Origin of the sequence: Enterobacter sp. E12 (assembly GCF_014596715.2) — a bacterium.
Classification (GTDB): Bacteria; Pseudomonadota; Gammaproteobacteria; order Enterobacterales; family Enterobacteriaceae; genus Enterobacter; species Enterobacter bugandensis.
The window spans coordinates 3,427,206-3,451,705 of the sequence record NZ_CP115601.1 but is presented as its reverse complement, the minus strand read 5'-3'; the positions used below and the strand labels follow the sequence as shown (position 1 = coordinate 3,451,705).

Annotated in this window: 21 protein-coding genes and 6 tRNA genes; 11 read left to right on the top strand and 16 right to left on the bottom strand. The window is 54.4% G+C overall.

Translation table 11 applies throughout. From position 1 onward, the window contains the following. Window positions 1-26: 26 nt before the first annotated feature. The 4 genes from ptsI to cysZ form a co-directional block, all read right to left on the bottom strand. Window positions 27-1,754, bottom strand: coding sequence for a phosphoenolpyruvate-protein phosphotransferase PtsI (ptsI, locus tag IB212_RS16520; RefSeq protein ID WP_008501604.1), 1,728 nt, complete (start codon window positions 1,752-1,754; stop codon window positions 27-29). A 44-nt stretch (window positions 1,755-1,798) separates the two neighbouring features. Continuing rightward, window positions 1,799-2,056, bottom strand: coding sequence for a phosphocarrier protein Hpr (ptsH, locus tag IB212_RS16515; protein WP_000487600.1), 258 nt, complete (start codon window positions 2,054-2,056; stop codon window positions 1,799-1,801). 317 nt (window positions 2,057-2,373) lie between these two features. Beyond that, on the bottom strand, window positions 2,374-3,345 hold the full coding sequence (gene cysK / locus IB212_RS16510) for a cysteine synthase A (protein WP_028013996.1): 972 nt from the start codon (window positions 3,343-3,345) through the stop codon (window positions 2,374-2,376). Between the two features lie 163 nt (window positions 3,346-3,508). Continuing rightward, window positions 3,509-4,270, bottom strand: coding sequence for a sulfate transporter CysZ (gene cysZ, locus IB212_RS16505; RefSeq protein ID WP_028013995.1), 762 nt, complete (start codon window positions 4,268-4,270; stop codon window positions 3,509-3,511). Window positions 4,271-4,500: 230 nt separating this feature from the next. On the opposite strand from cysZ, the gene zipA reads away from it, so the two are divergent. The 3 genes from zipA to IB212_RS16490 all read left to right on the top strand — a co-directional run bounded on the left by zipA (window position 4,501) and on the right by IB212_RS16490 (window position 7,777). Next, window positions 4,501-5,475 (top strand): cell division protein ZipA, encoded by a 975-nt coding sequence (gene zipA / locus IB212_RS16500; protein ID WP_041908806.1) that lies wholly within the window; start codon window positions 4,501-4,503, stop codon window positions 5,473-5,475. A gap of 69 nt (window positions 5,476-5,544) precedes the next feature. Further along, window positions 5,545-7,560, top strand: a complete 2,016-nt coding sequence (gene ligA, locus IB212_RS16495; protein WP_028013993.1) for an NAD-dependent DNA ligase LigA — start codon at window positions 5,545-5,547, stop codon at window positions 7,558-7,560. 1 nt (window position 7,561) lies between these two features. Continuing rightward, window positions 7,562-7,777: a DUF3820 family protein gene (locus IB212_RS16490; RefSeq protein ID WP_003861328.1), complete on the top strand. Its 216-nt coding sequence runs from the start codon at window positions 7,562-7,564 to the stop codon at window positions 7,775-7,777. Here IB212_RS16490 and IB212_RS16485 read toward each other — a convergent pair. Then, window positions 7,774-8,769 carry a bile acid:sodium symporter family protein gene (locus IB212_RS16485; RefSeq protein WP_041908807.1) on the bottom strand — a complete coding sequence of 332 codons (996 nt, stop codon included), beginning with the start codon at window positions 8,767-8,769 and terminating at the stop codon, window positions 7,774-7,776. The two genes, IB212_RS16490 and IB212_RS16485, sit on opposite strands and share 4 nt — an antisense overlap. An 89-nt stretch (window positions 8,770-8,858) precedes the next feature. Here IB212_RS16485 and IB212_RS16480 point away from each other — a divergent pair, with 89 nt between their 5' ends. Further along, entirely contained in the window at window positions 8,859-9,794 is a 936-nt protein-coding gene (locus IB212_RS16480) for a LysR family transcriptional regulator (protein WP_041908810.1), read from the top strand. Here IB212_RS16480 and IB212_RS16475 read toward each other — a convergent pair. The 5 genes from IB212_RS16475 to IB212_RS16455 all read right to left on the bottom strand — a co-directional run bounded on the left by IB212_RS16475 (window position 9,791) and on the right by IB212_RS16455 (window position 10,632). Beyond that, entirely contained in the window at window positions 9,791-10,129 is a 339-nt protein-coding gene (locus tag IB212_RS16475; protein WP_041908812.1) for a FlxA-like family protein, read from the bottom strand. The two genes, IB212_RS16480 and IB212_RS16475, sit on opposite strands and share 4 nt — an antisense overlap. Before the next feature lie 125 nt (window positions 10,130-10,254). Further along, window positions 10,255-10,330, bottom strand: a tRNA-Lys gene (locus tag IB212_RS16470). 4 nt (window positions 10,331-10,334) lie between these two features. Continuing rightward, a tRNA-Val gene (locus IB212_RS16465) sits at window positions 10,335-10,410 on the bottom strand. 29 nt (window positions 10,411-10,439) lie between these two features. Then, window positions 10,440-10,515 (bottom strand) — tRNA-Val (locus tag IB212_RS16460). Between the two features lie 41 nt (window positions 10,516-10,556). Continuing rightward, window positions 10,557-10,632 (bottom strand) — tRNA-Val (locus IB212_RS16455). A gap of 258 nt (window positions 10,633-10,890) precedes the next feature. On the opposite strand from IB212_RS16455, the gene gltX reads away from it, so the two are divergent. Further along, window positions 10,891-12,306, top strand: coding sequence for a glutamate--tRNA ligase (gene gltX, locus IB212_RS16450; protein ID WP_041908814.1), 1,416 nt, complete (start codon window positions 10,891-10,893; stop codon window positions 12,304-12,306). 52 nt (window positions 12,307-12,358) lie between these two features. On the opposite strand, the gene IB212_RS16445 is transcribed toward gltX, so the two are convergent. Further along, window positions 12,359-12,742, bottom strand: coding sequence for a YfeC-like transcriptional regulator (locus IB212_RS16445; RefSeq protein WP_032644902.1), 384 nt, complete (start codon window positions 12,740-12,742; stop codon window positions 12,359-12,361). Between the two features lies 1 nt (window position 12,743). Beyond that, window positions 12,744-13,106 carry a YfeC-like transcriptional regulator gene (locus IB212_RS16440; protein WP_028013988.1) on the bottom strand — a complete coding sequence of 121 codons (363 nt, stop codon included), beginning with the start codon at window positions 13,104-13,106 and terminating at the stop codon, window positions 12,744-12,746. 217 nt (window positions 13,107-13,323) lie between these two features. Here IB212_RS16440 and IB212_RS16435 point away from each other — a divergent pair. The 3 genes from IB212_RS16435 to IB212_RS16425 all read left to right on the top strand — a co-directional run bounded on the left by IB212_RS16435 (window position 13,324) and on the right by IB212_RS16425 (window position 15,921). Next, window positions 13,324-13,399, top strand: a tRNA-Ala gene (locus IB212_RS16435). A gap of 41 nt (window positions 13,400-13,440) precedes the next feature. Continuing rightward, a tRNA-Ala gene (locus tag IB212_RS16430) sits at window positions 13,441-13,516 on the top strand. A gap of 215 nt (window positions 13,517-13,731) precedes the next feature. Continuing rightward, window positions 13,732-15,921, top strand: a complete 2,190-nt coding sequence (locus tag IB212_RS16425; protein WP_041908816.1) for an EAL domain-containing protein — start codon at window positions 13,732-13,734, stop codon at window positions 15,919-15,921. 42 nt (window positions 15,922-15,963) lie between these two features. Here the strand turns inward: IB212_RS16425 and IB212_RS16420 are convergent, their stop codons facing one another. After that, on the bottom strand, window positions 15,964-17,151 hold the full coding sequence (locus IB212_RS16420; RefSeq protein ID WP_008501591.1) for a NupC/NupG family nucleoside CNT transporter: 1,188 nt from the start codon (window positions 17,149-17,151) through the stop codon (window positions 15,964-15,966). Window positions 17,152-17,497: 346 nt separating this feature from the next. Here IB212_RS16420 and IB212_RS16415 point away from each other — a divergent pair, with 346 nt between their 5' ends. Further along, window positions 17,498-18,736, top strand: a complete 1,239-nt coding sequence (locus IB212_RS16415) for an Nramp family divalent metal transporter (RefSeq protein ID WP_045631032.1) — start codon at window positions 17,498-17,500, stop codon at window positions 18,734-18,736. A 31-nt stretch (window positions 18,737-18,767) separates the two neighbouring features. Here the strand turns inward: IB212_RS16415 and IB212_RS16410 are convergent, their stop codons facing one another. Together IB212_RS16410 and mgrA are read right to left on the bottom strand one after the other, a co-directional pair. Further along, a complete protein-coding gene (locus IB212_RS16410) occupies window positions 18,768-19,106 on the bottom strand; it encodes a DUF2502 domain-containing protein (RefSeq protein ID WP_041908820.1) in 339 nt (112 codons plus the stop codon). 127 nt (window positions 19,107-19,233) lie between these two features. Next, window positions 19,234-20,232 carry an L-glyceraldehyde 3-phosphate reductase gene (mgrA, locus tag IB212_RS16405; protein ID WP_041908822.1) on the bottom strand — a complete coding sequence of 333 codons (999 nt, stop codon included), beginning with the start codon at window positions 20,230-20,232 and terminating at the stop codon, window positions 19,234-19,236. A 185-nt stretch (window positions 20,233-20,417) separates the two neighbouring features. On the opposite strand from mgrA, the gene ipdC reads away from it, so the two are divergent. Beyond that, entirely contained in the window at window positions 20,418-22,076 is a 1,659-nt protein-coding gene (gene ipdC / locus IB212_RS16400; protein ID WP_041908824.1) for an indolepyruvate decarboxylase, read from the top strand. On the opposite strand, the gene IB212_RS16395 is transcribed toward ipdC, so the two are convergent. Next, window positions 22,077-23,312 carry an ion channel protein gene (locus IB212_RS16395; RefSeq protein ID WP_041908826.1) on the bottom strand — a complete coding sequence of 412 codons (1,236 nt, stop codon included), beginning with the start codon at window positions 23,310-23,312 and terminating at the stop codon, window positions 22,077-22,079. A 205-nt stretch (window positions 23,313-23,517) separates the two neighbouring features. On the opposite strand from IB212_RS16395, the gene glk reads away from it, so the two are divergent. Continuing rightward, a complete protein-coding gene (glk, locus tag IB212_RS16390) occupies window positions 23,518-24,483 on the top strand; it encodes a glucokinase (protein WP_041908828.1) in 966 nt (321 codons plus the stop codon). The last annotated feature ends 17 nt before the right edge of the window (window positions 24,484-24,500 follow it).

The window sequence follows — 24,500 nt, the reverse complement described above, 5'->3', positions numbered from 1 at the left end:
CAGTAATTTGGGCCGCATCTCGTGGATTAGCAGATTGTTTTTTCTTCAATGAACTTGTTAACCAGCGTCATTAACTCGTCCGTTGTCGGTTGAGCAAGAGCCTGCTCTGCTAACACCTTCGCATCTTCGAAGTTCGTGTTACGGATAATCTTCTTAATGCGCGGGATGGAAATGGCGCTCATAGAGAATTCGTCCAGACCCATACCCAGCAACAGAAGTGTAGCACGTTCGTCGCCTGCAAGCTCACCACACATGCCAGTCCATTTACCTTCTGCATGAGAAGCATCAATAACTTGCTTGATCAAGTTCAGTACGGACGGTGACATTGGCTGGTAGAGATGTGAAATCATATCATTACCACGGTCAACTGCCAGGGTGTACTGCGTTAAATCATTGGTGCCGATACTAAAGAAATCAACTTCTTTGGCTAAATGACGCGCAATGGTCGCCGCTGCTGGTGTTTCCACCATCACGCCGATCTCAATTGACTCGTCAAATGCTTTACCTTCGTCGCGCAGTTCCTGTTTGTAGATTTCGATCTCTTTCTTCAGTGCACGCACTTCTTCAACAGAGATGATCATCGGGAACATGATGCGCAGCTTACCGAAAGCGGAGGCACGCAGGATAGCGCGAACCTGGTCACGCAGGATCTCCTTACGATCCATCGCGATACGCACGGCACGCCAGCCCAGGAACGGGTTCTCTTCTTTCGGGAAGTTCATGTACGGCAGCTCTTTGTCGCCACCGATGTCCATGGTACGGACGATAACCGCCTGTGAGCCACACGCTTCTGCGACGGCTTTATACGCAGCAAACTGCTCTTCTTCCGTTGGCAGCGCGTCGCGGTCCATGAACAGGAATTCTGTACGATAGAGACCAACACCTTCCGCACCGTTGCGCTCAGCGCCATCAACGTCGCGTACGGTACCGATGTTTGCGCACACTTCTACCTGATGGCCGTCCAGGGTGATGGCTGGCAGGTCTTTCAGCTTAGCGAGTTCCGCTTTTTCAGTCGCAACCTGCTCCTGAACCGCGCGCAGTTTTTCGATCTCTTCGTTAGTTGGGTTGACGTAAACCAGATTGTTTACGGCATCCAGAATCAGATAGTCGCCGTTTTTCACCTGAGAGGTGACGCTACCGGTGCCCACGATCGCAGGCAGTTCCAGAGAACGCGCCATGATTGAGGTGTGGGAGGTACGGCCGCCCGCGTCGGTGATGAAACCGAGAACCTTTTTCAGGTTCAGCTGTGCGGTTTCAGACGGGGTGAGGTCAGCGGCAACCAGGATCACTTCATCCTGAATCGCGCTCAGGTCGATAATGGCCAGGCCCAGGATGTTGCGCAGCAGGCGCTTACCGATGTCACGTACGTCAGCCGCACGCTCTTTCAGGTATTCATCATCCAGCTCTTCCAGGGCAGTTGCCTGACCTTCGATAACTTCATGCGCAGCCGCGTCGGCCGTCATGCCTTTATCTTTAATCAGGGCTATGATTTCCTGCTCCAGCTCCTCATCTTCGAGCAGCATGATATGCCCTTCGAAGATGGCTTCTTTTTCTTCACCGAAAGTTTCGCCAGCTTTAGTTTTGATCGCTTCCAGTTGCGCAGATGCCTTGGCACGACCGCTCAGAAAACGTTCAACTTCCTGATCAACCTTGTCGGCAGAAATTTTTTTCCGGTCGATGACGATCTCGTCTTCTTTCAGCAGCAGTGCTTTGCCGAAAGCGATACCCGGGGATGCTAAAATGCCTGAAATCATAACCCTACCTTACTTGTGACTGATATTTAAAAGAACCCGGAAACTTACTCGAGCTCAGCCATCAGTTTAACCAGATGCTCAACTGCTTTCTGCTCGTCTTCACCTTCAGCAGAGATGGTAACAACGGTGCCCTGAGTCAGGCCCAGAGTCTGCAGTTTGAACAGGCTTTTTGCGCTAGCGCTTTTGCCGTTGGAAGTTACAGTGATTTCAGAAGTGAAGCCTTTCGCTTCTTTAACAAACTGAGCAGCAGGGCGGGTGTGCAGACCGTTCGGAGCGGTAATGGTAACTTCTTGCTGGAACATTGTATTTCCCCAACTTATAGGTTTAGTGTTGTGGAACTAAAGTCTAGCCTGGCGGCTTAACTTTAGCCTGTATTGTTAGCGCTGACGTTTCAATCGTCATTAAACATTATGCAGCGAAAGGAAGACTTGAACCAAATCATAAAATCGATTCAGCAAGGGTATTTCGTTCACTGATTAATTTCACGCTTCAAAATAATTGCTGGTTTAAATACCAGACACATCGGGGTGAAGCAATGCCAGGAGGGGCAAAAGTTTGAAGCAGGCCACAAAAAAGCACCCGAAAAGGTGCTTTTTTACGCGTTATTAACATACTGGCACTACTGTTGCAGCTCTTTTTCCGTGAACAGATCGGCAAACAGTGCAGTGCTCAGGTAACGCTCACCCGAGGAAGGAAGGATAACCACAATATTCTTATTGGTAAAGGCTTCATCTTCCTGAAGTTTGAGCGCTGCCGCAACGGCCGCACCGGAAGAGATACCCGCCAGAATGCCTTCTTCATCCATCAGACGACGCGCGGTAGAGATGGCTTCTTCGTTCGTAATGGCAACGACTTTATCGATCAGCTTCAGATCCAGGTTACCCGGAATGAAGCCCGCGCCGATGCCCTGAATTTTATGCGGGCCAGGCTTAAGCTCTTCACCCGCCAGCGCCTGAGCGATAACAGGGGAGTCGGTAGGTTCAACGGCAACGGTAATCAGCTCTTTTTTACCTTTTGTGCCTTTAATATAGCGAGACACGCCGGTCAGCGTGCCGCCGGTGCCGACGCCGGAGATAAATACGTCAACCTGGCCGTCAGTATCTTCCCAGATTTCCGGGCCGGTAGTCTTCTCGTGAATTTCAGGGTTAGCCGGGTTGCTGAACTGCTGCAGCAGAAGATATTTCGCCGGATCGCTGGCCACGATCTCTTCCGCTTTCTGAATGGCACCTTTCATGCCCTTCGCGCCTTCGGTCAGGACCAGGTTCGCCCCCAGCGCTTTCAGCAGTTTGCGACGTTCGATGCTCATGGTTTCCGGCATGGTCAGGGTCAGCTTGTAGCCGCGTGCGGCAGCAACATAAGCCAGAGCGATACCGGTATTACCGCTGGTCGGTTCCACCAGCTCAACGCCTGGCTTCAGCACGCCGCGTTTTTCAGCATCCCAAATCATGTTTGCACCGATGCGGCATTTTACGCTGAAGCTCGGGTTGCGTGATTCGACCTTCGCCAGAATGCGTCCATTACCGATACGGTTCAGTCGAACCAGGGGCGTATGACCGATAGTCAGCGAGTTGTCTTCATAAATCTTACTCATGGCCTGTCCTTAACTGTATGAAATTGGGATACCGACCCAGCATACCTGCTAAGCAGGTAGGGGGAAGTAAGGAATTCGCATATCTATATACTGCAAGGAAATAATGGGGATCAGTATGGAATAAGGGGCGGCATAAGCCACCCCTGCTTTACACATTTTTGCATTATTTCCATAACGCGTGCTTAGCACGATAACAGTCCACCCACATCGCCGTCGCGCCGCAAACCGCAACCGGCATGATGAACAAGTTAAGGAAGGGAATCATGGTGAACAGGCTGGTCAGCGCGCCGAACTGCATATTGGCGACCTTCCGGGTGCGCAGCGCGGTGCGCATCGCTTTGAACGGCACCTTGTGGTTATCGAACGGATAGTCGCAGTACTGGATGGCCAGCATCCAGGCGCTGAACAGAAACCACAGCACCGGCGCAACCGTCTGGCCAATGCCGGGGACAAAGTAGAGGGCAAGGAGTACAACCGCGCGGGGGAGGTACCAGGCAAACTTCTGCCACTCGCGCTTCATAATGCGCGGGATATCTTTCACGATCCCCAGCACGCCCGTGTCCGGTGGCGTCGCGCCGGTAAGCCGTGCCTCCAGCTGTTCCGCCAGCAGGCCGTTAAACGGCGCGGCTATCCAGTTCGCGATCGTTGAGAATAAATAGCCGAATACCAGCAGCACGGAGATGACCGCCACCGGCCAGAGCAGGTAGTTAAGCCACTGCAGCCAGTCCGGCACGTAGCTCATCAGCGACGGGATCCAGCTTTCGAGCTTTGTGAACAGCCACCAGAACGCGCCGCCCATCAGAATAATGTTGATCAGCAGCGGCAGAATGACGAAGCGACGGATACCTGGCAGTGAAACCAGCTTCCAGCCCTGAGAAAAATACCAGACGCCGCTGCGCGGGGGAGAAGACGATGTTGAAACCATAACCAGGCTGTACTCCTTTTTTCACAACCAGTGGAATTGCCCGCCTATATTATCCACTTGCGGACCAATGACCAGTTCGGAAATGTTCGAAAAACCAGCAAAAAGCACGATTTACTTCATCTTTATGCTGCGAATGCTCTGCACACACTTGCACTTGACGTAAACGGCAAATACTCTTAGTGAGTAAATGTTTGCCGTGGTGGCAAGGTGTTAGAACAACAGAGAATATAATGATGCAGGATTTGCGTCTGATATTAATCATTGTTGGCGCGATCGCCATAATCGCTTTACTGGTACATGGTTTCTGGACCAGCCGTAAAGAGCGTTCCTCGATGTTTCGCGATCGCCCACTGAAGCGCATGAAGTCCAGTCGTGATGATGATGACACTGAAGATGACATCACCGGTAGCGACGACGACGGCGTGGGTGAAGTTCGTGTTCATCGGGTCAATACTGCGCCCGGCGCGGCTCATGGGGAGCATGAAGCCCCCCGCGCTCCGCAGCACCAGTATCAACCGCCGTATGCCTCTGCCCAGCCGCGCCAGCCAGCGCCGCAGCCAGTGGAAGAACCTGTACGTCAGCCGCCGCAACCGCCTGTCCAACAGCAGCCCGCTGCGCCACAGCCGGTTCAACAGCAACCTGTGCAGCAGCCCGTGCAACAGCAACCTGCGCAGCAGCCGCAGCAGCCTGTTCATGTACAGCCTGCGCCGCAGCCCGCTCCGGCTCCGCACGTTGAGCCAGAGCCGGTCGCCGAGCCTGAACCGGTTGTTGAAAAGCCGCAGCGTAAAGAAACGGTGATCATCATGAACGTGGCCGCGCATCACGGCAGCCATCTCAACGGTGACGTGTTGCTCAACAGTATTCAACAGGCAGGCTTCAAGTTTGGCGATATGAATATTTTCCATCGCCACCTGAGCCCTGACGGTAGTGGTCCGGCGCTGTTTAGCCTGGCCAATATGGTCAACCCAGGCACCTTTGACCCGGAAATGACCGGTGATTTCGTGACGCCGGGTGTCACTATCTTTATGCAGGTGCCGTCCTACGGCGACGAGCTGCAAAACTTCAAGCTGATGCTGCAGTCCGCTCAGCACATCGCTGATGAAGTGGGTGGTGTGGTGCTCGACGATCAGCGTCGAATGATGACCCCGCAGAAGCTGCGCGAGTATCAGGACCGCATCCGCGAAGTGAAGGAAGCCAACGCGTAATTGTCGCGTTTACTTCAACTCCTCCTCAACCCCCGCCTGTCGGGGGTTTTTTCTCATTGATGGTGCGATATGGACTCAATCGAACAACAACTCACTGAACTGCGAACCACGCTTCGCCATCATGAATATCTCTATCATGTTATGGACGCACCGGAAGTGCCTGATGCGGAGTATGACCGGCTGATGCGCGAGCTGCGCGAGCTGGAGGCGCAGCACCCGGAACTGATTACGCCAGATTCTCCGACCCAGCGCGTCGGCGCCGAGCCGCTGGGGGCTTTCAGCCAGGTGCGTCACGAAGTGCCGATGCTGTCGCTGGACAACGTCTTTGATGAAGAGAGCTTCCTCGCGTTTAACAAGCGCGTGCAGGACCGTCTGAAAAGCAGCGATTCCCTCACCTGGTGCTGCGAGTTGAAGCTCGACGGCCTGGCGGTCAGCCTTCTCTATGAAAACGGCGTGCTGGTGCGCGCCGCCACGCGTGGCGACGGTACGACGGGTGAAGACATCACCACTAACGTGCGAACCATCCGCGCGATCCCGCTGAAGCTGCAGGGAGACAACATTCCCGCGCGTCTGGAAGTGCGCGGCGAGGTGTTCCTGCCGCAGGCGGGATTCGAGAAAATTAACGAAGAGGCGCGTCGCACCGGCGGGAAAGTGTTTGCTAACCCGCGTAACGCGGCGGCAGGCTCTCTGCGCCAGCTTGACCCGCGCATCACCGCGAAGCGACCGCTTACTTTCTTCTGCTACGGCGTCGGTATTCTGGAAGGTGGTGAGTTACCGGATACGCACCTCGGGCGTCTGCTGCAGTTTAAAGCCTGGGGCCTGCCGGTGAGCAACCGCGTTCAGCTCTGCGACTCGCCGGAAGCGGTGCTGGCGTTCTACCACAAAGTGGAAGAGGACCGTCCGACGCTCGGCTTTGATATCGATGGCGTTGTCATCAAGGTCAATTCGCTGGCGCTGCAGGAGCAGCTGGGCTTTGTGGCGCGTGCACCGCGCTGGGCGGTGGCGTTTAAATTCCCTGCCCAGGAGCAGATGACCTTCGTTCGCGACGTGGAATTTCAGGTGGGCCGTACGGGCGCTATTACTCCGGTCGCTCGACTGGAGCCGGTGCAGGTCGCAGGCGTGCTGGTGAGTAACGCTACGCTGCACAACGCCGATGAAATCGAACGCCTCGGCCTGCGCATCGGTGACAAAGTGGTGATTCGCCGCGCGGGCGATGTTATCCCGCAGGTGGTGAACGTTGTTGAGTCAGAACGTCCTGATGATACGCGCGAGGTCGTTTTCCCGACCCACTGCCCGGTATGCGGCTCTGACGTAGAGCGTGTGGAAGGCGAAGCGGTGGCCCGCTGTACGGGCGGCCTGATCTGCGGCGCGCAGCGTAAAGAGTCGCTTAAGCACTTTGTTTCCCGTCGCGCAATGGACGTTGACGGCATGGGCGACAAGATTATCGATCAGCTGGTCGAGAAAGAGTATGTCCATACGCCAGCGGATCTGTTCAGGCTCACGGCGGGCAAACTGACCGGTCTGGATCGCATGGGGCCGAAGTCAGCCCAGAACGTGGTTAACGCGCTGGAAGCAGCGAAAGAGACGACCTTCGCCCGCTTCCTGTACGCGCTGGGCATTCGTGAAGTCGGCGAAGCGACGGCGGCAGGTTTAGCCGCGTACTTTGGTACGCTGGAGGCGCTGGAAAAGGCAAGCATCGACGAGCTGCAGAAAGTGCCGGACGTCGGCATCGTCGTCGCCACGCACGTCTTTAACTTCTTTGCCGAAGAGAGCAACCGCGAGGTCATCGGCAAGCTGCTGGAAGAGGGCATTAAATGGCCCGCGCCGGTGGTGGTCAACGCCGAAGAAATTGATAGTCCATTTGCCGGTAAAACCGTGGTGCTAACCGGTAGCCTTAGCCAGCTTTCACGCGACGATGCAAAAGCGCGTCTGGTGGCGCTGGGGGCCAAAGTGGCGGGCAGCGTGTCGAAGAAAACCGACCTGGTGATTGCCGGCGAAGCTGCGGGTTCGAAGCTGGCGAAAGCCCAGGAGCTCGGCATTGAGGTTATCGACGAAGCGGAAATGATGCGCCTGTTAGGAGAGTAACGTGGAGAAAGAGCAGCTCGTTGAGATCGCCAATACGGAGATGCCGTTCGGTAAATATAAGGGCCGCAGGCTGATCGATTTGCCGGAGGAGTACCTGCTGTGGTTCGCCCGCAAGGACGAATTCCCCGCCGGGCGCCTGGGCGAGCTGATGGCTATCACGTTACTGATCAAAACCGAGGGGCTGACCCAGCTGGTGCAGCCCCTGAAGCGTCCTTAAGCCTTCGCGGCGCGGGTCTCTTCCTGCGCCAGCTTTTCCGTCTGGCGCTTGTAGCGACGCGCCAGCACCGCGCAGACCATCAGCTGGATCTGATGGAAAATCATCAGCGGCAGCACCATCATCCCGATCACCGAGGTGGGGAACAGAATGTTCGCCATCGGGATGCCGTTAGCCAGGCTCTTTTTGGAGCCGCAGAAGACGATGGTGATCTCATCGGCTTTGCTGAAGCCGCACTTGCGCGCCACAAAAACGTTCACCGCAATGACAATTGCCAGCAGAACGAGGCTGACCACCACGATAAACAGCAGCGAGCCTGCGCCCACCTTATGCCAGATCCCGTTCACGACCGCTTCGCTGAAGGCGGAATAGACCACCAGCAGAATCGACGACTGGTCGGTTTTGGAGATCCATTTCTTATGCTTCGCCACGAACGCCCCGGTCCACGGACGCGAGAGATGGCCCAGGACAAACGGCAGCAGCAGCTGCAGGCAGATTTTACCGACCTGCTCAAGGTTACCTTCCGCGCCGTGCATGTTCATCAGCAGGCCCACCAGCAGCGGGGAGACGAAAATCCCTAACAGGCTGGATGCCGATGCGGAGCAGACCGCGGCTGCCACGTTCCCTCCGGCAAGAGAAGTAAAGGCAATGGCAGACTGCACGGTGGCCGGGAGAATACAGAGATACAGGAAACCGGTGTAGAGCGCCGGATCGACGTTAACCGGTGCCCACCAGGCAAACAGCACCCCGAGGATCGGGAACAGAATAAACGTGCTGCACATCACCCAGAGGTGCAGTCGCCAGTGGCTACCGCCAGCGATAATCGCTTCGCGGGAGAGCTTTGCGCCGTGCATAAAGAACAGCAGTGCGATGGCGGCTGTCGTCAGTCCCTCAAAAAAAGGGACGAAACCGCCGCGAGCAGGGAAGAACGAGGCCAGTAAAACGGTGGCCACCAGGGTGAGCGTAAACGGATCAAGAATACGAAATAGTTTCATAATGACTCCTGAAAACAGATGTCGCTATTGTGCTTTTTTCCATTTGAGAAATAAAATTGATTTATTGCATCCATTCATGAATTAAACAGATGAATTATTCCCTACGCCAGCTTCGCATTTTCGTCACCGTCGCCCATGCCCGCAGCTTTAGCCGGGCAGGTGAAATGATCGGCCTGAGCCAGTCGGCGGTCAGCCACAGCGTGAAGGAGCTGGAAAACCAGACCGGCGTTAGGTTGCTTGATCGCACCACGCGCGAAGTGGTCCTGACCGAAGCGGGGCAGCAGCTGGCCCTGCGTCTTGAGCGGCTGCTTGATGAGCTGAACAGCACGCTCAGAGACGTGGGGAGGCTGGGGCAGCAGCTGTCGGGCACCGTGCGGGTTGCGGCCAGCCAGACGATATCCGCGCACCTTATCCCGCAATGTATTGCCGAGGGAAACCATCGCTATCCTGATATTGATTTTGTCCTGCATGACAGACCGCAGCAGTGGGTGCTGGAGAGCATCCGCCAGGGCGATGTGGATTTTGGTATTGTGATCGATCCTGGCCAGGTGAGCGATCTGGAATGCGAAAGCGTTCTTTCTGAGCCTTTTTTGCTGCTCTGCCGTGACGACGACCCGCTGGCAGCGTTGCTCGAGGTCAGCTGGCAGTCCCTGCAGGGGGCGAACCTGGTTTTACAGGATTATGCCTCAGGCAGCCGCCCGCTGATTGATTCCGCGCTGGTGAATCAGGGCGTTAAGGCAACGATCGTGCAGGAGATTGGTCATCCGGCCACGCTGTTTCCGATGGTGGAAGCCGGAATTGGTATCAGCGTGTTGCCCGCTCTGGCGCTTCCCCTGCCGCAGGGAAGCCAGCTGGCGGTGAAGCGGCTGACGCCCGTTGTCGAACGAAAGCTGATGCTGGTGCGGCGAAAAAATCGTTCGCTCTCGGGTGCGGCGCAGGCCATCTGGGAAGTGGTGCGTATCCAGGCACAACGATTAACCGAGGCCCGCATACGCGATCCACTGTTTAACGCATCAGACGATTAGATGTAGATATCAATCTGATTAGTGTCTGACGGGCTATTCACGCCTTCTACTTTACCCAGTTTTTGATCCTGCTTCTTCTGAGCTTCTTCGGCCTGCTGGCGCTGCAGTGCGGCGAGCTGTGCCTGCAGCACTTTGATCTGGGTCTGAATCAGTTCCTGCTGCTTCTTCTTCTCATCTGCACTGCCGGGGCTGTTTGCCAGCTCTTTTAACTGCTGGGTCAGCTTTTTGATCTTGTCGAGAATGCGGGTGATTTGCGCAGAGATATCGTTACTGCTCGAAGTGCCACTCGCGCCGCTGGTTTGAATCTGTTGGGTTGAAGCCTGAATGGTCGTCATACTTTTTCCTCGCGTTATAAAACAGAGGTATCGGCACCGACGGGATTAGCTTGAGGAAAATGCGGCAGGTTCACATTTTTATATCGCAGATAGCAAAAAAGCGCCTTTAGGGCGCTTTTTTACATTGGTGGGTCGTGCAGGATTCGAACCTGCGACCAATTGATTAAAAGTCAACTGCTCTACCAACTGAGCTAACGACCCGAAATGGTGGGCGATGACGGGCTCGAACCGCCGACCCCCTCCGTGTAAAGGAGATGCTCTACCAACTGAGCTAATCGCCCATTTCGGAACTGCTGTGATAAGGTGAGAATGGTGGGCGATGACGGGCTCGAACCGCCGACCCCCTCCGTGTAAAGGAGATGCTCTACCAACTGAGCTAATCGCCCAATCTCAATTCTTATCTACACTGCGAGTCTACCGAAGTAGATGGTGGGTGATGACGGGCTCGAACCGCCGACCCCCTCCGTGTAAAGGAGATGCTCTACCAACTGAGCTAATCACCCCCGCTGTGTGGAGTCGCATTATAGGGAGAGTTGAAAATGAGTCAACGCATTTTCTAAAGTTTTTATTCGTTCGTCGTAAAATTAAACAAAACGATCGCAAAACGGGCGGCGGCGCATGATTTCTAAACAAAAACAGCAAACTCCGCCACGATAAAGGGATCGACATTGAGGAATCCCCCCACAGTGATAGAATATTGCCCATCGTTTTTTCCCCGGGATTTGCCGATTGCCGGCATCTTTATAACGTAAGGCCATTTCATGAAAATCAAAACTCGCTTCGCGCCGAGCCCGACAGGCTATCTGCACGTTGGTGGTGCTCGTACTGCTCTCTATTCCTGGCTTTTTGCACGCCACAACCAAGGTGAGTTCGTGCTGCGTATAGAAGATACCGATCTTGAGCGCTCCACGCCGGAAGCAATTGAAGCCATTATGGATGGTATGAACTGGCTGAACCTGCAATGGGACGAAGGCCCGTATTTCCAGACCAAACGTTTTGACCGCTATAACGCTGTTATTGATGAGATGCTGGTCGCGGGCACGGCATATAAGTGCTACTGCTCCAAAGAGCGTCTGGATGCGCTGCGTGAAGAGCAGATGGCGAACGGTGAAAAACCGCGCTATGACGGCCGCTGCCGCCACGACCACAGCGAGCATGCCGCTGATGAGCCATGCGTGGTGCGTTTTGCTAACCCGCAGGATGGCTCGGTGATTTTCGACGACCAGATCCGTGGCCCGATCGAATTCAGCAACCAGGAGCTGGACGATCTGATCATACGCCGTACCGACGGTTCACCAACCTATAACTTCTGCGTCGTGGTTGATGACTGGGATATGGAAATTACCCACGTTATCCGTGGTGAAGACCATATCAACAATACCCCACGCCAGATCAACATCCTGAAAGCGCTGAATGCACCTGTTCCGGTCTATGCGCACGTCTCCATGATCAACGGCGACGACGGTAAAAAGCTGTCTAAACGTCACGGTGCGGTCAGCGTCATGCAGTATCGCGACGACGGCTATCTGCCGGAAGCGCTGCTGAACTATCTGGTGCGTCTGGGCTGGGCTCACGGCGACCAGGAGATCTTCAGTCGCGAAGAGATGATCGAACTGTTCTCTCTGAGCTCTGTGAGCAAATCTGCCAGCGCATTCAACACCGACAAGCTGCTGTGGCTCAACCATCACTACATCAATACCATGCCGCCGGAATATGTGGCGACTTACCTGCAGTGGCACATTGAGCAGGCAAACATTGATACCCGCACTGGCCCTGAGCTGGCGGACCTGGTAAAACTGCTCGGCGAGCGCTGCAAAACGCTGAAAGAAATTGCCGAAAGCTGCCGCTACTTCTATGAAGAGTTTGATGAGTTCGACGCCGACGCCGCGAAGAAGTACCTCCGCCCGGTTGCGCGTCAGCCGCTGGAAGTGGTGCGCGACAAGCTGGCTGCGCTCACCGAGTGGACCGCTGAGAATGTGCATCACGCCATTCAGGCGACTGCAGACGAACTGGAAGTGGGCATGGGCAAAGTCGGTATGCCGCTGCGCGTTGCGGTGACCGGCGCGGGTCAGTCTCCGGCGCTGGACGTGACTGTCCATGCCATCGGCAAGTCACGCAGCGTGGCGCGCATCAACAAGGCGCTGGATTTTATTGCAGAACGTGAAAATCAGCAGTAATTAAGCCATCTATAAGAAAAACGGCAGGGTATCCTGCCGTTTTTTTTGCCTTTTATTCGGCAATACCCAGACGAGCAAGAAAACCGCGTATTCCTTCGCGCTTCAGTAAGGTATCCAGACGCTGCTGTTCAAGCTCAGTCATACTCTCCAGCGTTTCGATAATGCCCGGACGCAGACGTGAAGGCTGTTCATTGTAGGATGAGGCCACCTCAGCCAGATGATAAACCGCCTGGCGGTTACGGATAGCCGGGAGGCTCATAATATGCTCCTTCACGCGTGCATCAACGTGAATGAGCCGCGCCCGACCGCCTTTTACGCCATTGAGTCCTTCGGTTTTCCACCCCTGCTGCCGTATCCAGCGATTTACCGTTTGTCTGGCAACACCCAAATTCTCCGCCAGCTCTTCCGTGGTCATTTTGCTACGTAGTCTTTTCATATTAATTCTGGTCGCGAATCCCTAAACGTTGCAACAAACCGGTAATCCCTTCCCGCAATAGCAGCGATGTCATCTGCTTCTGCTCTTCCGGCGTCATTTCATTGGCCAGCGTCAGGAGTAGGGTATGAAGCGAACCGTCAGTGCTGATGCCGTCAGGCATAGCGGATGTTTCCGTTGCCCGACGTGCGCTGCGGATAAAGTCACGCACCTTTTCGTTCACATGCACCAGACGCGCTTTACCCCCCTGGACACCGGGCTTAGGCGACGTTATCCAACCCTCTTTGCGTACCCATTTATTGATGGTCTGTCGGCTATAGCCAGTGAGCAGGGCTAACTCTTCCGGCGTCATTCGTTCCTTGATCATGCAATTTCCTGAATATTCGTGGGGTTAATTAACGGCTCATTTTATAGCACCGTTTTACGTGAAAACGTGACAGGCTTAACTCATGACTGCGAGCAGGCTCGCAAAGTGATTCATTTGCATGATTTTTCGGCGATTGAACCGCGGCTATTGATTTTGCCGTTGACACTACGCGGCGGAATTCATATTATGCCGCCCGTCAACATGACAGCTTTACGATGGGGCTATAGCTCAGCTGGGAGAGCGCCTGCATGGCATGCAGGAGGTCAGCGGTTCGATCCCGCTTAGCTCCACCAAACTCTGAACCCAACAGAGTGTGGTTAGTAAAGTCACATGTGGGGCTATAGCTCAGCTGGGAGAGCGCTTGCATGGCATGCAAGAGGTCAGCGGTTCGATCCCGCTTAGCTCCACCAAAATTTTAAACCCTCGTCAAAAGACGAGGGTTTTTTTTATGTTTTTGTAACACCCCTCAACGTATTTTGTTGCCAAAATGGTTTTTTTCCATATCCCACCTCAACCGAAATCAATAAATCAGTCTATAAATAGACTTCAACTTGATTCGCGTAATTAATAAACCTATTATCCATGCGGTCAATGATATGAATGGATAATAATCTCCCACAGCTTAATGAATAGAAAATCGTATAATAATGTAAAGATATTTATAATTGCTCTGGCGATCTGTCTGATTGCGGTTCCCGTTTCCCGTTATCTCTCCCCGCGTGCAATTGTTAATGAACACGACGTTTATTTAGCGTGGCTCCCGTTAAGCGTTATGCTGGCGATTATGCTGTTATTGGGGCGCCGCGGTATTCTGCCTATTCTGATAAGTTTTATGGTTGCTAATATATTTAAAGTTAATTTAGCACCACTACAATATTCAGTATTACTGTTCTGTCAGACTTTCTCCGTATTCGCTGCCTGCGGTGTTCTGCGCCTTCTGCTGGGCCGGCGATGGCGCTACTGTATGCCCAACAGGCACATTGGGTTACGCATATTTTGGCTCGGCTTTATGGTGCCGATAGGCATTAAAATGTCGATGTATCTCGCTGGCTATTTCTTTGATTTTCCGGTCACAATCTCAACTTTCTTCGGCGAAGGAACGGTAATTTATAACGTTGTTGATATTCAAAGCCTGATATGCGCGGCGATGATTTTTACCATGATGTTCTATTATCCGTTAAGAATGATCATTAATCCTCGTTATGCCATCAAGTTCTGGCGGCGAAGTGTGAAGCCCGTGTTTTTACACAAGAAATCATTATATATATTCGTCTGGCTGATGCTGTTAATCGCCATCATCGCAATTTTATGTGCGCCTTTTGAGTCGCCTGTTATTGCGGGCTATTTGATGCCGATAATTTTCATTCTCTTTACGTTAGCGATTAGCCGTCTGAGCTACGCGCTTATCTCTCTGCTGTGGGCCACCTCTGCGCTTCTGCTGTTGACCTACAACTACAACTTTCTAAACGGAGTGGAGTCGGGCCATTCGCTCTCCTTTATCCTGTCGGTACTGATCTCATTTGCTATCTGCCTGCTTTATATGTCGCGTATCTATCAGCGAAGCGAATGGTTGAAGCAGGGCTGGCAGGACAGAGCGCTCACCGATCCGCTGACAGGATTACCCAACATTCGTGCGCTGGAAGATTTTCTCCTCGACCACCCGGATGCCAAAGTGTGTTGCCTGAGAATGGATAATCTGGAGTTTTTGAGCCGCCATTACGGCATTCTCATGCGGGTGCACTGCAAACGAATGATCACGTCCTCTCTCCAGCCGCTGTTGCAAAAAGATGAGACGCTTTTCCAGCTGCCGGGAAGCGAGCTGGTGCTGGTATTGCTTGGGCAGGGAACGGCCGAGCGCCTCCAGCATATGGTTGATAGGCTGAACAGCCGTAAGATTTTCTGGAACAATACCGGGCTGGATATCGAATTTGGCGCGTCCTGGGGAATGGTCGAAAACGGTGAGAAACTGCACCACACGCTGGGGCAACTGAGCTGGCTGGCCGAGCAATCCTGCGGAGCGCACAACGTTCTTGCGCTGACGAATAGCCTGGAAGCTGCATCAGGACAAACAACGGAGCGTGTCCTGATGCTGGCGCGGATTAAGCACGCCCTGGAGGCGGGGCAGTTCCATTTGTATGCGCAGCCGATCCAGAAGGCGGACGGTAGCGGGTACTACGAAATTCTGGCGCGTATGGAGAGCGAGGGCGAGATCATCACCCCTGACCGCTTTATTCCCCTGATTGCCCAGTTCAACCTCAGCCACCGGTTTGATATGTGCGTCATGGAAAAACTACTGCTGTGGCTGCGCGATCACCCAGCGACGCAGGCTGGCGCCCGTTTCTCTGTCAATCTGATGCCGCTTACGCTGATGCAAAATGAGGTGGCGACTGAGATTTGTGCGCTCTTTGAACGGTACGGCGTTGCGCCTCAGGCTGTCGTGATTGAGATCACCGAAGAGCAGGCCTTCTCCAATTCCGGCTGCAGCATCCACAACATTCAGCAGCTGCGGGATTACGGTTTCAGGATTGCCATCGATGATTTTGGTACCGGCTACGCCAACTACGAGCGTCTGAGACGCCTGCAGGCAGACATCATTAAAATTGACGGCTGCTTCGTGAAAGATATTTGTACTGATGATATGGACGCAATGATCGTCCAGTCGATATGTAATCTGGCGAAGACGAAATCACTGTGCGTGGTGGCCGAATATGTTGAGACGCCAGCGCAGCGGGAGATGCTGTTACGCTTCGGCGTGGACTATCTCCAGGGCTACCTGATAGGCAAACCCAAACCGCTGGAAGAATTGCGGGCATAAAAAAACCGGGAGTAAGACTCCCGGTTTTTTTTACGGTAAATGTTACAGAACCAGCGCAGCGATAGAAGCAGACAGGACGCTCACCAGGGTGGAGCCGTAAACCAGTTTCAGGCCAAAGCGAGAAACCACGTTACCCTGTTCTTCGTTCAGGCCTTTAATCGCACCGGCGATAATACCGATGGACGAGAAGTTCGCGAAGGAGACCAGGAATACGGACAGAATGCCTTCCGCACGTGGAGAAAGCGTGCTGGCGATTTTCTGCAGATCCATCATCGCAACGAATTCGTTAGAAACCAGCTTGGTCGCCATGATACTGCCCACCTGCAGCGCTTCGTGAGCCGGAACACCCATCACCCATGCGACAGGGTAGAAGATGTAGCCCAGGATGCCCTGGAAGGAGATGCCCAGCACAGCGGCGAACAGGGCGTTAAGTGCGGAGATCAAGGCGATAAAGCCGATCAGCATCGCGGCAACGATAATCGCCACTTTGAAACCGGCCAGGATGTACTCACCCAGCATTTCGAAGAAGCTCTGACCTTCGTGCAGGTTAGACATCTGGATGTTCTCTTCGCTGGCGTCAACGCGATACGGGTTGATCAGCGACAGAACGATAAAGGTGCTGAACATATTCAGAACCAGCGCTGCAACCACATATTTAGGCTCCAGCATGGTCATGTACGCGCCCACGATAGACATGGAAACGGTAGACATCGCGGTTGCCGCCATGGTGTACATGCGGTTACGGGACATTTTGCCGAGGATATCTTTATACGCGATGAAGTTCTCAGACTGACCGAGGATCAGGGAACTTACGGCGTTGAAAGATTCCAGCTTGCCCATGCCGTTTACTTTGGATAACAGGAAACCAATGCCACGAATAACGAACGGCAGAACGCGGATGTGCTGCAGAATACCGATCAGCGCGGAGATGAAGACGATTGGGCACAGTACCTTCAGGAAGAAGAATGCCAGACCTTCGTCGTTCATTTTACCGAAGACAAAGTTTGTCCCTTCGTTGGCGAATCCGAGCAGTTTTTCGAACATTTCGGAGAAGCCTTTCACGAAGCCGAGGCCTACATTGGAGTTCAGGAAGAACCACGCAAGTAAAACTTCAATGACCAGCAGCTGGACAACATAACGAATACGAATTTTTTTGCGGTCTGTGCTGACCAGCAATGCGAGTGCAGTAACGACAACAAGTGCCAGGACAAAATGAAGGACGCGGTCCATATTTGCTCCAAATATGAGGCAGGTTTAATTTTCGTGCACATTCTATGTAACAAGCGAAAAGAAAACGAGATCAGGGACACACTATAGTTACATCCTGTGACGAGTCTCAAAATTAGTGATCCACAATACATTTTTGTTATGTTAGGTAAATGAGTGAAAAGTTAAGTTTGTGTGCTACGCTTCACAAATGACCGCGCATTTTCACATTCTGTGATGTCGCACCACCTGCCCATCTATTGTTCTTAGCTATCAGAGAAATCATTTTAAACTCTCTAAATGATCTTGATAATCATTCTCATTTTGATAGCATTAAACATAGCAAAGGCTATATTTCCAGAGGCAGATAATGACAAACAGTCGCGTAGAGGGTAGCAGTGGTAGAGCCGCGCGCAAGTTGCGGTTCGCATTAATGGGACCTGCTTTTATTGCTGCCATCGGCTATATCGATCCGGGTAATTTTGCGACCAATATTCAGGCCGGGGCCAGTTTCGGCTATAAGCTGCTGTGGGTGGTCGTCTGGGCAAACCTGATGGCGATGCTGATTCAGATGCTCTCTGCAAAACTGGGGATTGCCACGGGTAAAAACCTGGCGGAGCAAATTCGCGACCATTATCCCCGTCCGGCGGTGTGGCTCTACTGGGTTCAGGCGGAAATTATCGCCATGGCAACCGATCTCGCTGAATTTATCGGGGCAGCGATTGGCTTTAAGCTGATTCTGGGCGTGTCGCTGTTACAGGGAGCGGTGCTGACCGGGATTGCCACATTCCTGATCCTGATGCTGCAACGTCGGGGTCAAAAACCGCTGGAGAAGGTCATTGGTGGCCTGCTGCTGTTTGTTGCTGCGGCGTACATCGTCGAGCTGATTTTCTCACAGCCGAATCTGGCGCAGCTCGCGAAAGGCATGGTGATCCCAAGCCTGCCAACCTCGGAAGCGGTTTTCCTGGCCGCCGGGGTCCTTGGGGCGACCATTATGCCGCATGTCATTTATTTGCACTCCTCGTTGACCCAGCATCTGCACGGCGGGACGCGTAAAGAACGCTACTCGGCAACCAAATGGGATGTGGCAATCGCCATGACCATCGCGGGTTTTGTGAATCTGGCGATGATGGCCACCGCAGCCGCCGCTTTCCACTTTAACGGTCATACTGGTGTCGCCGATCTCGACCAGGCTTACCTCACGCTCGAGCCGTTACTGAGCCATGCTGCTGCCACGATATTTGGTCTGAGCCTGGTTGCCGCCGGTCTCTCCTCCACGGTGGTGGGGACGCTGGCAGGACAGGTGGTGATGCAGGGATTTGTTCGCTTCCATATTCCATTGTGGGTGCGTCGTTTTATCACCATGCTTCCGTCGTTTATCGTGATTATGATGGGGCTCGATCCAACGCGAATTCTGGTGATGAGCCAGGTGTTGCTGAGCTTTGGTATTGCGCTGGCGCTGGTGCCGCTGCTGATTTTCACCAGCAATAAAACTCTGATGGGCGAACTGGTTAATACGACGCTGGTGAAACGGGCCGGGTGGGCCATCGTGGTGGTCGTCGTGGCGCTGAACTTGTGGTTGTTGGTGGGAACCGCGCTGGGTCTTTAACAAAAAAGGAGCCGCAGGGGCTCCTTTTGGATTAATGATGATGGCCGTGACCATGACCTTTGCCGCGACCCCAGCCGCGACGGTCGTCACGATCCCGCCAGCCTTCACGGTAACCGCGCTCATAGGCGTTGTCTTTATACCAGCCGCGGTGTCTGCCGTTGTCATGTTTCCACCAGCGATCGCCGCGCCACTCATAGTGACGATGCCAGTAATCACGGTCGCGCCAGTAGCCACCGTCCCAGTATCTGCCGTAGTCGTCACGATCGCCAATTTGTAATTTTACTGATGGCAACAGGGTGATTTCGCCAGCAGTGGCGACGAGCGGGGCCGAAGCCAGTAATACCGCTGCAAGAATCAGTGACCTGAACATACTCTTTCTCCTTCACGATCGGGGCCTTCGTGGGGCCTGTTAACGCAATATTACGAGTTGGTAAAGGCTCGTTTCATCGCCTCAACTCCGAATTCCCGAGGGAGAGCACTTTTTGCTAAAAGTGGTTTTATTTTGAACTGCTCAGGATCTGGTCGATTAGAGAAAGTTCTTCTGCGGTAAACTGGCGGTTTTCCAGCATACCCACGGCATCATCAATCTGAGCCGTTTTGCTGGCACCGATCAGTACCGACGTGACCTCCTCATGGCGTAACACCCAGGCAAGCGCCATCTGCGAGAGTTTCTGGCCGCGGCTTTCTGCCAGGGCGTTTAGCTGGCGCACCTTCTCAAGCTTCTCTTCGGTGATCTGTTCCGGGTTAAGGAATTGACTGCCGCTTGCCGCACGGGAATCGGCGGGAATACCGTTAAGATACCGGTTGGTCAACTGTCCCCCTGCCAGCGGCGAGAAGGGAATACAGCCGACCCCTTTTTCCTGCAGAACATCCAGCAAACCCTCTTCCGGCGCACGTTCGAACATTGAGTATTTCGGCTGGTGGATCAGGCAGGGCGTGCCCAGGTCATTCAGGATATCAATCGCTTTTCGCGCCAGCTCGGCAGGATAGTTGGATAACCCGACATACAGGGCTTTGCCCTGGCGCACCAGATGGTCAAGCGCTTTCATGGTTTCCTGCAGCGGCGTTTCCGGGTCAGGACGGTGATGATAGAAGATATCGACATATTCCAGCCCCATGCGCTTCAGGCTTTGATCGAGGCTTGCCAGCAGATATTTACGCGATCCCCAGTCGCCGTAAGGGCCGTCCCACATGGTATATCCCGCTTTCGTGGAGACGATCAGCTCGTCGCGCCAGGGCAGGAAATCCTCCTGCAAAATACGGCCGAAATTACGCTCGGCAGACCCCGGCGGGGGACCATAGTTATTGGCAAGGTCGAAATGTGTAATACCCAGATCGAACGCGCGCTGTAAAAGTTGACGGCTATTTTCGATAAGCGTAGCGTCACCAAAATTATGCCACAGCCCCAGCGAGACCGCGGGCAACCTGATTCCGCTTCGCCCACAGCGGCGATACTCCATTGTCTGATAACGATTTTTGTCCGGCAGATAACCCATTCGTATGACCTCTCGTGCTGAAGAGAAAAATCAGTGTATACGTTTACATTAACGTGAAAAAAAGCAGCATAGCTCAGCATTTTTTGTAAAGCATTCTTTCCATAGCCTTCTTATCGCCAATTCTGGACAGCCATCACGCTTATTTAATACTCAAAGTGAGGTCAACATCAGAAGGATACCTGTTTATGCGTACCCCGTACTGCGTCGCCGATTACCTGCTGGACCGTCTTACAGATTGTGGAGCCGATCATCTGTTTGGCGTGCCGGGCGACTATAACCTGCAGTTTCTCGACCACGTAATAGACAGCCCGGATATCTGCTGGGTGGGCTGTGCCAACGAGTTAAACGCCTCTTATGCCGCTGACGGATATGCCCGCTGTAAGGGCTTCGCCGCGCTGCTGACGACGTTTGGCGTCGGTGAATTAAGTGCCATGAACGGCATTGCGGGCAGCTATGCCGAGCATGTTCCGGTGCTGCATATTGTTGGCGCGCCGGGGATGGCGTCTCAGCAAAGGGGGGAACTGCTGCACCATACACTGGGCGATGGTGAGTTCCGCCATTTTTACCATATGAGCGAGCCGATCACCGTTGCACAGGCGATCCTGACCGAACAAAACGCCTGTTATGAAATCGACCGGGTACTGACGACGATGCTCCGGGAACGTCGCCCCGGCTATTTGATGTTACCTGCCGATGTGGCAAAAAAAGCCGCCACGCCGCCTGTAAACGCTCTCACGCTCCGGCATGCCCATGCCGATAGCGCCTGCCTGAAAGCGTTCCGGGATGCTGCGGAGCGTCAACTGGCAGCGAGTAAACGTACCGCGCTGTTAGCGGATTTTCTTGTCCTGCGCCATGGGCTGAAGCACGCGCTGCAGAAGTGGGTGAAGGATGTGCCGATGGCGCATGCCACGATGCTGATGGGCAAAGGCATTTTCGACGAACGTAACGCCGGTTTTTACGGTACCTACAGCGGTTCGGCCAGTGCCGGTCCGGTAAAAGAGGCGATAGAGGGGGCGGATACGGTGCTGTGCATCGGCACGCGTTTTACCGATACTCTGACGGCCGGGTTTACCCATCAGTTAACGCCTGCACAGACGATAGAAGTCCAGCCTCATGCCGCCCGCGTCGGCGATATCTGGTTTACCGGCATCCCGATGGCCCAGGCCATTGAAGCGCTGCTGGAGCTGTGCAAACAGCATATTCACGATAAGCCTGTTCCGGCATCGTACAGCGCGATGAATTTCCCTCAGCCGGACGGCTCGCTTACGCAGGAGAATTTCTGGCAAACGCTGCAAACGTTTATTCGCCCGGGAGACATCATCCTGGCCGATCAGGGCACCTCGGCCTTCGGCGCGATTGATCTGCGTTTGCCTGCCGACGTGAATTTTATCGTCCAGCCGCTGTGGGGCTCGATCGGCTACACCCTGGCCGCGGCGTTCGGTGCGCAAACGGCATGCCCGAACCGGCGGGTGATTGTGCTGACGGGGGATGGCGCGGCACAGCTGACCATTCAGGAGCTCGGGTCAATGTTGCGTGATAAACAACATCCCATCATTCTGGTGCTCAACAACGAAGGATACACGGTTGAAAGGGCAATTCACGGGCCGGAACAGCGTTACAATGACATTGCGCTATGGAACTGGACGCAAATCCCGCAGGCCCTGAGCCTCGATCCTCAGGCCCAGTGCTGGCAAGTCAGTGAAGCGGAGCAGCTGGCGGACGTGCTGGAAAAAGTGGCGCACCACGAGCGGCTCTCGCTAATTGAGGTGATGCTGCCAAAAGCGGATATCCCGCCGCTGCTGGGAGCGATTACCAAAGCGCTGGAAGCGCGCAATAGCGCCTGATTATTTGTCGTTTCGCCAGGCCATCATCATCGGTTTGCCCGCCAGCAGGAGCCAGGCGGGCAACATCACGATGCAGAGCAGCGGGAACAGCGTCGAATCCGGCACCACCACCGCCGCCATAAACAGGCTCAGCCATGCATCGCGCGTCACCACCAGTACCAGTCCCAGAATAGAGCAGGATACGGTAATCGCCGCCGGAACCGCGTCGACATGCTCGTGCAGCATCAGCCCCAGCGCCACGCCGACAAACACCGCCGGGAAGATACGCCCGCCGCGGAAACCGCACGCTGCAGCAACGACAAGCGCCGCCAGCTTGATGACGGCAAACAACAGGTAATCGGACACGCTAAACACCTGGCTGAAGGCCAGCTGCTGCATTTCGTCCAGACCTTTGAACAGGGTCACCGTTCCGCCAATTGCCCCTAAAACACCGAGGATTAGCCCCCCTGTTCCCAGAATCAATACCGGATGTTTGAGTTTATGCACCAGCCGGTGCAGGCGCGGAAGACACCATACCGCCACCATGCCCAGCGCGATGGCGATCGCGACGACGATGGCGCCGCTGAATATATCTGCAATCCGCATCTCTCCGTAGTGCGGCAGAGAGAGGGAAAAATGGGGATGGAAAAACAGGCTTGTCGTCAGCGCGCCGGCAGCCGCGGCCATCAGTGGAGCGAACAGCTTATCCCAGAGTGGGACGTCGTTATCACTGGCCAACGTCTGAGAAAAGATCAGGGCAGCAGCGACAGGCGTGCCAAAAAGCGCCCCGATGGTGCCTGCGGAGGCGAGGATGGTCCAGTCCAGCGCGCCGACGCGAGGCAGAATGCGTGCGCCGAGGAACACCGCCAGGCCAATATTCACCGCCATAATCGGATGCTCGGGACCCAGGCTGACGCCGCCCGCCAGGCCCACGATCAACGCGACGATCAGCCCCGGCAGTGCAGAGGGGGGAACCGGAGCGCCAATCAGAGGTTCCAGCGCCGGGTCCGGTCCGGCGTGGCCGGGACTGAAACGGATCGCCAGACCCACCGCAATACCGGTTAACGTCAGCATCAGGATGATCCACGCCGAAGAATCCGCGGTGACCCCCAGTTTTGCCGGAAGAGCTGTCCATAAGAGAGTTTGCAGCACCGACGCGATTTTCATCACGACGATAAGGACCAGGCTTGAGGCCACGCCAATGATCAGCGCCGGAATTGCCAGCAACAGCATGGTTCTGGCTCGCGGGTGGAGCATGATGATTTCCTTGTACAAAATGCAATGACGTTACTTTGCACATTAAGCCTTATGGCAATAGTGCAAAAGGTGCTGAAACGGTAAAGTTATTCTGTGACGAAGATCGATAATCCATGGGCATTCACCTTCCGGTCGTTGTTGTTATCACGCCTTGAATTTACAGTGTCCCAAAGATTTATTCTGACTTTAGCGGAGCAGTAGAAGAATGACAAAGTATGCTTTGGTAGGTGATGTGGGCGGCACGAACGCGCGCCTCGCATTATGCGATGTAAGTAGCGGTGAAATTTCCCGGGCGAAAACCTATTCCGGGCTGGATTATCCAAGTCTTGAGGCCGTTGTTCGCGTCTATCTGGACGAGCATCAGGTAAGCGTCGACGATGGCTGCATCGCCATTGCCTGTCCGATAACCGGCGACTGGGTCGCAATGACCAACCATACCTGGGCATTCTCCATCGCAGAGATGAAAAAGAATCTCGGTTTTGCGCATCTGGAAATCATCAATGACTTCACCGCGGTGTCCATGGCGATCCCGATGCTGAAGCCGGAACACCTGATTCAGTTTGGCGGCGCTGAACCGGTCGAGGGCAAGCCGATTGCGGTTTACGGCGCCGGTACCGGCCTGGGCGTGTCGCACCTGGTGCATGTTGCTCAGCGCTGGGTGAGCCTGCCGGGTGAAGGCGGCCATGTGGACTTTGCGCCAAACAGCGAAGAAGAGGGCATTATCCTCGAAGAGTTGCGCGCGGAGATCGGCCACGTTTCCGCCGAGCGCGTCCTGTCAGGACCGGGGCTGGTGAACCTGTATCGTGCGATTGTGAAATCGGACGGTCGTCTGCCGGAAAACCTGCAGCCGAAAGACGTCACTGAACGCGCGCTGGCGGACAGCTGCATCGACTGCCGTCGCGCTCTTTCGCTGTTCTGCGTCATTATGGGACGGTTCGGCGGCAACCTGGCGCTGACGCTGGGCACCTTTGGCGGGGTCTATATCGCGGGCGGGATCGTGCCGCGCTTCCTCGACTTCTTTAAAGCCTCCGGTTTCCGCGGTGGGTTTGAAGATAAAGGGCGTTTCAGAAGCTACGTACAGGACATTCCCGTTTATCTCATCGTGCATGATAACCCAGGCCTGCTGGGTTCGGGTGCCCACCTGCGTCAGGTTCTCGGTCAAATCCTCTGATGTATCATTACCCTCTC

Coding starts and splice junctions, on each gene's coding strand:
- ptsI (WP_008501604.1), bottom strand. CDS start 1,754: ATGATTTCAGGCATTTTAGCATCCCCGGGTATCGCTTTCGGCAAAGCA.
- ptsH (WP_000487600.1), bottom strand. CDS start 2,056: ATGTTCCAGCAAGAAGTTACCATTACCGCTCCGAACGGTCTGCACACC.
- cysK (WP_028013996.1), bottom strand. CDS start 3,345: ATGAGTAAGATTTATGAAGACAACTCGCTGACTATCGGTCATACGCCC.
- cysZ (WP_028013995.1), bottom strand. CDS start 4,270: ATGGTTTCAACATCGTCTTCTCCCCCGCGCAGCGGCGTCTGGTATTTT.
- zipA (WP_041908806.1), top strand. CDS start 4,501: ATGATGCAGGATTTGCGTCTGATATTAATCATTGTTGGCGCGATCGCC.
- ligA (WP_028013993.1), top strand. CDS start 5,545: ATGGACTCAATCGAACAACAACTCACTGAACTGCGAACCACGCTTCGC.
- IB212_RS16485 (WP_041908807.1), bottom strand. CDS start 8,769: ATGAAACTATTTCGTATTCTTGATCCGTTTACGCTCACCCTGGTGGCC.
- IB212_RS16480 (WP_041908810.1), top strand. CDS start 8,859: ATGAATTATTCCCTACGCCAGCTTCGCATTTTCGTCACCGTCGCCCAT.
- IB212_RS16475 (WP_041908812.1), bottom strand. CDS start 10,129: ATGACGACCATTCAGGCTTCAACCCAACAGATTCAAACCAGCGGCGCG.
- gltX (WP_041908814.1), top strand. CDS start 10,891: ATGAAAATCAAAACTCGCTTCGCGCCGAGCCCGACAGGCTATCTGCAC.
- IB212_RS16445 (WP_032644902.1), bottom strand. CDS start 12,742: ATGAAAAGACTACGTAGCAAAATGACCACGGAAGAGCTGGCGGAGAAT.
- IB212_RS16440 (WP_028013988.1), bottom strand. CDS start 13,106: ATGATCAAGGAACGAATGACGCCGGAAGAGTTAGCCCTGCTCACTGGC.
- IB212_RS16425 (WP_041908816.1), top strand. CDS start 13,732: ATGAATAGAAAATCGTATAATAATGTAAAGATATTTATAATTGCTCTG.
- IB212_RS16420 (WP_008501591.1), bottom strand. CDS start 17,151: ATGGACCGCGTCCTTCATTTTGTCCTGGCACTTGTTGTCGTTACTGCA.
- IB212_RS16415 (WP_045631032.1), top strand. CDS start 17,498: ATGACAAACAGTCGCGTAGAGGGTAGCAGTGGTAGAGCCGCGCGCAAG.
- IB212_RS16410 (WP_041908820.1), bottom strand. CDS start 19,106: ATGTTCAGGTCACTGATTCTTGCAGCGGTATTACTGGCTTCGGCCCCG.
- mgrA (WP_041908822.1), bottom strand. CDS start 20,232: ATGGGTTATCTGCCGGACAAAAATCGTTATCAGACAATGGAGTATCGC.
- ipdC (WP_041908824.1), top strand. CDS start 20,418: ATGCGTACCCCGTACTGCGTCGCCGATTACCTGCTGGACCGTCTTACA.
- IB212_RS16395 (WP_041908826.1), bottom strand. CDS start 23,312: ATGCTCCACCCGCGAGCCAGAACCATGCTGTTGCTGGCAATTCCGGCG.
- glk (WP_041908828.1), top strand. CDS start 23,518: ATGACAAAGTATGCTTTGGTAGGTGATGTGGGCGGCACGAACGCGCGC.